This is a genomic window from Streptomyces sp. NPDC029164 (genome assembly GCF_055563995.1).
In genome coordinates this window covers 70,016-78,098 of sequence record NZ_JBVHWW010000040.1, presented here as the reverse complement: position 1 = coordinate 78,098, position 8,083 = coordinate 70,016, and the positions used below count along the sequence as shown (strand labels likewise).

General features: G+C 71.2%; 12 protein-coding genes and 1 riboswitch. Of the genes, 8 read left to right on the top strand and 4 right to left on the bottom strand.

All coding sequences use genetic code 11. The features are described 5' to 3' along the window. On the top strand, nucleotides 1-312 hold a 312-nt coding region (locus ACZ4VT_RS31590; protein ID WP_467954862.1), incomplete at its 5' end, for a hypothetical protein. Between the two features lie 188 nt (nucleotides 313-500). On the opposite strand, the gene ACZ4VT_RS31585 is transcribed toward ACZ4VT_RS31590, so the two are convergent. From ACZ4VT_RS31585 to ACZ4VT_RS31575, 3 genes are all read right to left on the bottom strand, one after another. Beyond that, on the bottom strand, nucleotides 501-1,700 hold the full coding sequence (locus tag ACZ4VT_RS31585) for a GNAT family N-acetyltransferase (RefSeq protein WP_467954861.1): 1,200 nt from the start codon (nucleotides 1,698-1,700) through the stop codon (nucleotides 501-503). 179 nt (nucleotides 1,701-1,879) lie between these two features. Next, nucleotides 1,880-2,593: a restriction endonuclease gene (locus ACZ4VT_RS31580; protein ID WP_467954860.1), complete on the bottom strand. Its 714-nt coding sequence runs from the start codon at nucleotides 2,591-2,593 to the stop codon at nucleotides 1,880-1,882. Between the two features lie 274 nt (nucleotides 2,594-2,867). Beyond that, the gene (locus ACZ4VT_RS31575) at nucleotides 2,868-3,266 is read right to left on the bottom strand and encodes a hypothetical protein (protein WP_467954859.1); all 399 of its coding nucleotides are present in this window, start codon (nucleotides 3,264-3,266) and stop codon (nucleotides 2,868-2,870) included. Nucleotides 3,267-3,370: 104 nt separating this feature from the next. Between ACZ4VT_RS31575 and ACZ4VT_RS31570 the strand changes: the two genes are divergently transcribed. The 5 genes from ACZ4VT_RS31570 to ACZ4VT_RS31550 all read left to right on the top strand — a co-directional run bounded on the left by ACZ4VT_RS31570 (nucleotide 3,371) and on the right by ACZ4VT_RS31550 (nucleotide 5,856). Further along, the gene (locus tag ACZ4VT_RS31570) at nucleotides 3,371-4,417 is read left to right on the top strand and encodes a YihY/virulence factor BrkB family protein (RefSeq protein WP_467954858.1); all 1,047 of its coding nucleotides are present in this window, start codon (nucleotides 3,371-3,373) and stop codon (nucleotides 4,415-4,417) included. 96 nt (nucleotides 4,418-4,513) lie between these two features. Next, the gene (locus ACZ4VT_RS31565; protein WP_467954857.1) at nucleotides 4,514-4,927 is read left to right on the top strand and encodes a phage holin family protein; all 414 of its coding nucleotides are present in this window, start codon (nucleotides 4,514-4,516) and stop codon (nucleotides 4,925-4,927) included. After that, the gene (locus ACZ4VT_RS31560) at nucleotides 4,924-5,229 is read left to right on the top strand and encodes a DUF3618 domain-containing protein (RefSeq protein WP_467954856.1); all 306 of its coding nucleotides are present in this window, start codon (nucleotides 4,924-4,926) and stop codon (nucleotides 5,227-5,229) included. Before ACZ4VT_RS31565 ends, ACZ4VT_RS31560 begins: the two co-directional genes overlap by 4 nt. After that, complete coding sequence (locus ACZ4VT_RS31555) at nucleotides 5,226-5,492, top strand: DUF4235 domain-containing protein (RefSeq protein WP_467954855.1); 267 nt, start codon at nucleotides 5,226-5,228, stop codon at nucleotides 5,490-5,492. Before ACZ4VT_RS31560 ends, ACZ4VT_RS31555 begins: the two co-directional genes overlap by 4 nt. A gap of 133 nt (nucleotides 5,493-5,625) precedes the next feature. Beyond that, the gene (locus tag ACZ4VT_RS31550) at nucleotides 5,626-5,856 is read left to right on the top strand and encodes a DUF6479 family protein (RefSeq protein WP_467954854.1); all 231 of its coding nucleotides are present in this window, start codon (nucleotides 5,626-5,628) and stop codon (nucleotides 5,854-5,856) included. 34 nt (nucleotides 5,857-5,890) lie between these two features. Here the strand turns inward: ACZ4VT_RS31550 and ACZ4VT_RS31545 are convergent, their stop codons facing one another. Beyond that, nucleotides 5,891-6,079, bottom strand: coding sequence for a DUF6381 family protein (locus tag ACZ4VT_RS31545; protein WP_467954853.1), 189 nt, complete (start codon nucleotides 6,077-6,079; stop codon nucleotides 5,891-5,893). A 371-nt stretch (nucleotides 6,080-6,450) separates the two neighbouring features. Between ACZ4VT_RS31545 and ACZ4VT_RS31540 the strand changes: the two genes are divergently transcribed. Both ACZ4VT_RS31540 and ACZ4VT_RS31535 read left to right on the top strand, forming a co-directional pair. Beyond that, nucleotides 6,451-7,098: an L-threonylcarbamoyladenylate synthase gene (locus ACZ4VT_RS31540; protein WP_467954852.1), complete on the top strand. Its 648-nt coding sequence runs from the start codon at nucleotides 6,451-6,453 to the stop codon at nucleotides 7,096-7,098. Between the two features lie 83 nt (nucleotides 7,099-7,181). After that, a complete protein-coding gene (locus ACZ4VT_RS31535; protein WP_467954851.1) occupies nucleotides 7,182-7,505 on the top strand; it encodes a hypothetical protein in 324 nt (107 codons plus the stop codon). Nucleotides 7,506-7,731: 226 nt separating this feature from the next. Further along, nucleotides 7,732-7,953, top strand: a riboswitch (cobalamin riboswitch). The last annotated feature ends 130 nt before the right edge of the window (nucleotides 7,954-8,083 follow it).

Below are 8,083 nucleotides of genomic sequence, written 5' to 3'. Positions count from 1 at the left end.
ACCGTGTACTGCGAGCACAAGCCCGAAAAGCCCGCCCCCACCCCGGAGACCCCGAAGCCCGAGACCCCGGCCCCCACCCCGGAGACCCCGAAGACAGAGACCCCGGCCCCCACCCCGGAGACCCCGAAGACGGAGACCCCGGCCCCGACGACGGAGACCCCGGGCACGGAGACCCCGGGCGCGGAGACGCCGGGTACGGAGACCCCGAAGACGGAGACCCCGAAGACGGAGACCCCGGGTGCGGAGACGCCGGGCGCCGGGACGGAGGCCGCGGACACCGACCCCTTCATCCTGACGACGGAGACCCCGTAGCCCCCCGTGCCCGTACCGGTTCACACGGTGAAGCCTTCACATGGCTGATCAGCCCCTGCCGGGCCCGTCCGGGCCCGGCAGGGGCTTTGGACGCCGGCTGCGCTGTCACATCCCTGAGCCCCCGGTCCCCCTGCGCGGTCCCCATGCGGCCAGTCCTCTACGAGGCCGACATCACCCGATCAAGTTCATCAGTGCGGGAGGTAGTAGCTGAGTACGTCGGCAGTGAGTGGAGGGAAGAGCACCTGGAACAGTTCCGCGTCCGCGGCGTAGACGTCGGGGCGGATGCGGGTCAACCCCTGGAGTCCGTGCGGACCGAACAGCAGGGCGGCCAGATGGTCGGGCGCCAGCCCGGCGCCGCCCACAGCTCCCGGCGACTGCATCGGGCCGCCGGTGACGACCTCACCGAGCCCGTTGGCGAGTACCGGAATCCGGTAGTGGGCGCCGAAGGTGGAGATGACGATGTCTCGGCCGGTGCGGTCGATCCCGGCCGTGGTGAGACGCTGCCAGAACAGCGGACGCAGCCTGTCGAGCAGCGCCGCGACATCCGGGATGCGGAGGTAGTACTGCTCTGCTCTCCCGCGCGGTTCGTGGTCGATGAACTCCTGCCACGCGTTGCCCGTCACGGCCCCTGCCCGATGGACGATCCGTATCCCATCGCCGGGTGCCAGGGCGGCGACGCCGCTCAGGAGGTCCCGTGCCGCCGCCTCGTCGCGTGCCGCGGCCTCGGCCAGGAGCATGTCCTCACCAGGAGGCGTGGTGCGCGCGGTGGCAATGACCGTGTCGGCGTCCTCGAGAACCCAGAGGTTGCTCGACTCGTGCTCCAGGAGCCATCGCCAGCACGCCGCCGAGTGCGGCATGGTCACATCGAACCCGCGCTGGGCCGAGGCTTGCAGGGCAGCCATGGAGGGAATGTCGGAGGCCCGGGCGGCACGGAGCGTGGCCGTTCCCTCGCCGGCCGGCAAGGCCTTCACATGCAGCACCTGCGGGATGTCGATGGCGTACTCATAGCCGAACAGCCGGTAGAAGTACGGGATTCCGATCATCGCCTGGACGAGGTGGCCACGGGCGGCAGAACGCTCGTGCGCCCAGTGCATGAGCGCCCTTACGAGCCCGCGTCCCTCGTATGCGCTGTCGGTGGCGACCAGTTCCACCTGGCCGGCGGGCAGACGGACGCCCCCGATGCACACCTCTTCGTCGAGGAGCGTCGCGGTGGACACGACCCGGTCACCGTCTACGACCACGGCACAGGCGGACAAGCCGGCGTCGGGGTCGGCGACAACCAGCCGGTGGTCGATGGCGTCGTCCGGCTCACCGCGCTCGGACAGGAGCGCGCCGATCTGGTCAAGATCCGCAGGCCTCGCCTCTCGCAGGACGAGGCCGTCGGCCAACGAAACAGCTTCGGAACAGCCTTTGATCATGGTCACAGCCAGACTGTGGCATCACCCGGCCATCGCGTCCAACAAGTTATTCGCAGCTCGTCGTCAGCGCCGACGGGCACGGGGTGGTCAACCACGCCGGCCCGCGCTACTCGCGGATCCAGCCGACACCACCACGCTGACCAGCGTCTTCAGGCTCGCTCTGCACCGGCTGCGGCGTCCCATGGGGGCGGCGTCAGCGACTCCGTCCACGCCGCCAGGCCATCGCCGTCGACGCAGACGATGTCGCAGGCGGCGGCGTACTCCGCGGCCGGCGCGGTGAAGTCGCTGGTGGTCACGACGATGGCCACATCGGCCTCGTGGACGGCGAAACAGGTGCCGCCGAAGCGCTGGAGGTCCTGGGAACCGACCCGGTTGCCCTCGCCATAGCGCTTGCACTGGATGACCACGCGCAGTCCGTCCGCCGTCGTGGCGATCACGTCGGCTCCCAAGTCCCCGGCTCCGCCCACCACTTCCACCTGAGGGCAGCCATCCCGAGCGCACAGCGCGGCGACCGTGTGCTCGAATCCGTCGGCGTCCGCCGCCGTATGGTCCAGGGCGCCGGAGTCGACCTCGGGCAGACAGGCGGGCTCCGGCTCGGGCGCCGACGGAGCGCAGAATGGCGGCGCGTCCGGCCCCGTCGGGCCGGGCGGACCTGGTCGGCGCACGGTGGAGCGGTGCAGGCCTGGAACGATGCTCCACCGCGCCAGCGCCACTCCGGCGGCCAGGAGCAGCACGGTGACGATCGGCAGCACCGGTACGCCGCCGTCCGTCTCCACGGCCGCCTTGACGAAGACGGCCGCCCCGCCCAGGCAGATGCCCACCAGCCCCACCGCCAACACGACGTCCCGTCCTATCGACGCCACTCGGACGCCCCCATCGCGCCGGCGCCCTCCCGATGCCGACATACGGGCCCCTCTCTCACTCGCCATGAGCTTCGCCCCCTCCGCGCGGTCCCTCTCGCCACCCGACACGGCCGGAGCCGTACCGGGGATGACCGACCCGGTGCATCCCTCCTCGTCTGATCAAGATCGCCGGATCCAAACGGCCCCGCCCCCGGCCACTGGCCGAGCTGGAGAAACCGCCGGTCAAAGACGCGTTGCTCCGCGGAGCAGGTCGGCGACTGGATGGCCGGAGGGGCTATTGATCGGCGCTCGGGACGGAGAGGGGGTCGCCCGGGGCGGTCTTCTTCGCCGTTTCCATCTGTTCGCCGAGTTCGGTGAGGCGGTTGCGGCCCATGGCCTTGCGGACCTCGGGGAACCACTCCTTCTCCTCCTCCTCCTCGACGTGGTGGCGGACGTTTTCCATGAGGACGGTCGTCTTCGCGTCGAAGCGCTCGTCGCTCGGGTCGAGATCCTCGGGTTCGGGAGACTCCGATCGCCGCAGGTCAGCCCGCCGGGTACGGAGGGGCCTTGAGGCGGCGGGCGAGGTGGGCGGTGATCCCGGCCAGATCGGCGTCGACAGGATCAGGATGTCGCAGCCCAGGATGGTCTCGCGGATCTCCGGCCAGTCGTCGCCGCCGCCCATGTCGGTCCGCACACGGGCCTCACGTCGTGGTCGGCGATCCGGATGGTCTTCCCGGTGACACCGTGCTCGTGTTGCCGTACGCGCATGAGTGGCGCCGCGGCGGAAAGCCGTCGGGTATGAAACCTCTACCGCACCGAGGCCAGGCCAGTGACCGTGAGCGTGCCGAAGCCGAGCGGAACGCCGACGCGGGTCCGAGCGAGCTGGTCGAGGAGCGGGCCCCCGACCAGCCTTCGGAGCTGCCCGCACACTCATGGAAGGCAGTCCTGCGCGGCACGGTCGAGGAGTTCCGCAACGACGAGCTGGCCGACCGCGCCGCCGCCCTGACCTACTACGGGGTACTGGCGCTCTTCCCCGCCCTCCTCGTCCTCGTGTCCCTGCTGGGCCTGGCCGGGGAGTCGACGACCGCGCGGCTGTTGGACAACGTGCAGCAGCTGACCCCCGGCTCCGCGCGGGACGTGATCAGAGACGCGGTCGAACAGCTGCAGGGCCGCAGCGGAGTCGGGTCGGTGATGGCCGTCGTCGGACTCGTCGTGGCGCTGTGGTCCGCCTCCGGCTACGTGGCCGCGTTCATCCGCTCCGCGAACGCCGTCTACGACATGCCCGAGGGCCGTCCCGCATGGAAGGTGCTGCCGCTGCGCCTCGCGCTCACGGTCACGCTGGTGGTCCTCGCCTGTGCCGGCGCGCTGATCGTCGTCTTCACCGGCGGCCTGGCGCGGCGCGCGGGCACCGCCCTGGGGCTCGGCGACAGCGCCCTGACGGTGTGGTCGATCGCGAAGTGGCCGGTCCTGGTGCTCCTCGTCACCATCATGATCGCGCTCCTGTACTGGGCGGCGCCGAACGCCAAGGGCCGCGGATTCAGGTGGGTGACGCCGGGCAGCGTCCTCGCCCTGGTGATCTGGATGATCGCCTCGGCCGGTTTCGCGTTCTACGTCGCGAACTTCGCCTCGTACAACAAGACGTACGGCACGGTCGCCGGTGTGATCGTCTTCCTGGTCTGGCTGTGGATCACGAACCTCGCGATCCTCCTCGGGCTCGAGTTCGACGCGGAACTGGCCCGCCAGCGGGCGATAGCCGGCGGGCTGCCCGAGGACGAGGAACCCTATGTCCGGCCCCGGGAAACCCGCGCCTGGAGCGACCAGGACCGGCGCCGCATGGAGAAGTGATCGCGTACGCATCTCCCCGCGGGGCGGGTGTTCGTCCGATTACCGGGTAGGCGCGCCACGACAACATCGTGCGCATCGTAAAGGGGGAGACTCCGCATGAGCACAATGGAACGGCAGACCCACAACACCGATGAATCCGTAAGCGTGCTGGTCTCGCGCGCCTCCCAGCAGATCTCGGAGCTGGCCCGCGCGGAGATGCGGCTGGCCCGAGCGGAAATGACGCAGAAGGGAAAGCGCTTCGAAAAGGGCGGTGGCTTCTTCGGCGCGGCGGGCCTGACCGGGATTCTGGCGGCCCAGGCCCTCGTCGCCGCCTGCATCGCGGCCCTCGCGTTGGTACTCCCGGTGTGGGCATCGGCTCTGATCCTCGCGGCGGCGCTGGGCGTGGTTGCCGCGGTGACCGCCCTGGCCGGGAAGAAGCAGATCTCCGAGGCCGGCGCCCCCGTCCCGGAGAAGACCATCGGCAGCGTCAAGGCCGACCTGAGCGCGATCAAGGAGAAGGCGCAGCGATGACCGACGAACCCCGAACCACCCGAACCGATATCGGCACACCCACTCCCGAGGAACTGCGCGAGCAGCTAGAGCACACCCGTGACGAGCTCGGGCAGACCATCGAGGCACTGGCCGCCAAGGCCGACGTCAAGGCGCAGGCGAAGGAGAGGGCAGCCGCCCTCAAGGAACAGGCAACCGAGAAGACCGTCCAGGTCACCGACCAGGTCGCGGGGGTGGCGCGCGCGAACCGCAAGCCGCTGCTCGTGGCCGGCGTCGCTCTGCTCGTCCTCCTGCTGGTGCGGCGCAGCCGCCTGGGCCGATGAACGCGTCCAAGGTCGCCTACAGGCCGGTCGGGCTGGCCCTCGGCGCCGTCAGCGGCTTGATCGCGGGGGCCGCGTTCAAGCAGGTCTGGAAGATCGTCGAAGGCGAAGGCGACGCTCCCAGCGCCACGGACGAAGACCGCTCCTGGAAGCAGATCCTGCTCGCCGCCGCCATCCAGGGCGCGATCTTCGCCGTGGTCAAGGCCGCGGTCGACCGCTCGGGCGCCGTGGCCGCCCGCCGCGTGACGGGCACCTGGCCGGGCTGACCCGCCCCATGACGGGTACCTGGCCGGGCTGACCCGCCGCGGCACCGGCCCTTCCGGTGACCCGGCGCCCGTTCCGTGCCGGCATTCCGGGAGGACGGCTCGTAGGCCCGGCGAGCGCGGGTAGGCGCCGGGCATGACTTCTACGGAAACCCTCGCAGCCCAAGGCCAAGGAGCGTTTTTCCTCATGTTCGCAGGGGTGGTGGTGGTCCTCCTTTTGATCGGCGCTTTCTGGTACGGCAGCCGCCGCAGCGCCCGGCGCCGGCCCCCTGCGCGGCCGGACGAGCAGAATCCCGTGGCGCAGCGGCGCGAGGACTCCTGGCAGACGCCGAATGACAACGCCGGCGACCAGGGGCCCCGTGTGTGAGCCGGCCGGTGTGTCCGGGAGCGACGAGCCTGGTCTACATGGGGTCCATGGTTCCGCTGCCTTGGCCGTACTCCTTCTCGGCCTTCTCCCGGATGCGCATGGCCTTGTCCTTCAGCCGCTGCCGCTCGGCCGGATCGGTGGCGTGCTGTGCCGTCTGCTCCAGCTCTTGAGCCTTGTCGCGCATCTGCTGCGCTCGGTCGCCCGACTGGCTGTCGCCGCTCATGATCACTCCTCGGATGGGGTGCAGGTCCCCTCAGGCAAGCAGCGGGAGGGCTGACGCGCCACCGCAGCCGTCCGGGGCCGGCGGCGGGCAGCCGGCTGTCGGTGCGGCAGCGGGCCGAGGCGGACTCCCAGTCGTGGCAACCGCGCATCCCGTGCCGCATGCAGGGCGCCGCCGGTGCGGATCGCCACCTCCCGTACGTGGGACAGGGAGGAGGTCCGGAAGTTCAGTCGGGGTTCCGTGCGGCATCGCGCCCGCACGCCGGTCCACCACCGCCGGCCAGCCACTGCCGCCCCGCTCCGGCACAGGTCTCAGCGGCTCCCCGGGCGCTGCGTACGATGCCGCCGAGACCAAACCGAGTGGAGGACGGACCCATGGCACAGCACTACGACTGCTCCGAGGCACCCCAGCGCGCTGCCGGACTGCGCGCGGCGACGTCGGCCGTGCGGTGCGGCCGGCTCGTGGTCCTGCCCACCGATACCGTCTACGGCATTGCCGCGGACGCCTTCGACCCGCAGGCGGTGGCCGCCCTGCTCGCGGCGAAGGGACGCGGTCGGCAGATGCCGTCCCCCGTCCTCGTCGGTTCCCCGGCCGCCCTGGACGATCTCGTCACCGACCTCCCCGACACCGCCCGGAAGCTCATCGAGGTCTTCTGGCCCGGCGCTCTCACCCTCATCGCCCGGCACCAGCCGACCCTGAAATGGGATCTCGGAGACACCAACGGCACGGTCGCCGTCCGCATGCCCCACCACCCGCTCACCATCGAACTCCTCGACCAGACCGGCCCCCTGGCGGTCTCCAGTGCCAACCTCACCGGCCGGCCCGCCCCACAGGACTGCGATGCCGCCCGGCGCATGCTCGGCGACACCGTCGCCGTCTACCTCGACGGCGGCCCGACCCCCGCCGCCGTGCCGTCATCGATCGTCGACGTGACCGGCCCCGTCCCCACCCTCGTCAGGGCCGGCGCCCTGACCGCCGAAGAGCTCCGCACCGTCGCCCCGGACCTGCGCGTACGCGGCTGACGGCCCGCCCCTGCCGCTGCGAGCGGCGCGCGGCGGCCGATCGGGTCACACTGGCAGGACGACGCGAGCGGCAGGGAGGCGGGATGAGCTGGGCATCATGGACCACACGCGGGATCTTCACCGGACGCAGCGGGGTCGAGACCGACGAGGCCGGCGAGAGCGGCGAGACCGCCGGGCCGGGGCTCGTCCTCACCGGTGAGCTCGACATCCACACCACCTGGACCGAGGCCGACGGCCTCGCGTACATCACGGTGCAGTACGCCGGGGCGTCCGAGTGGCTCGCGCTTGCGGGAAGCCCCATCCCGTGCCCCAGTGAGGGCGCGAGCCGCGACCTGCACGATGCGGTCATCGACGCCATCCGAGCCGGAGCCGCCCGTCCCCTGGGCGCCGAAAACGCCCCTCGCTGACCCCGCGGCTCCGCGGCGGCCCGACCCACGTGCCCCCGGTGTCAGACCGCCCGGGGCAGCGGCCGCTGCGGCGGGCAGGTGTACGCACCGAGCGGGCGGATCAGCGCGTTGTGCCCGAGCTGCTCGGTGAAGGCCGTACGTCCCCTACCTGGTGTGCACGAGCGGCTGATCTCGTTTCGCCGTCCGATATCTGGAACGCTCTGCCCATTCTTCAGTCCGGCACCCTAGGGTGGACCCCGCAGCTGGTTCGCCCCGTCCGCCAGGCGGGATGCGTCGTAAGAGGGAACCCGGTGGGAATCCGGGACTGCCCCGCAGCGGTAAGTGGGAACGACCGCCGTCATACGCACTGGGACCGGAACCGGTCCTGGGAAGCGACGGCCAGTAGGTGTCTGCCCGAGTGGCCGGCGTGCCCACGAGTCCGAAGACCTGCCCGTTGCCCGAGCGCGAACGATCGCGCCCGGTTTCCCGGTGACCTCGTGGGCGGGTCGGCGTGCTTTCAGGCGGATCCTCCCCGTCGCGTACCCGGACGTACGGGACCACGCGGGCCGCCCGTTCCGGCACCCTTCGCGCCCTCGGCC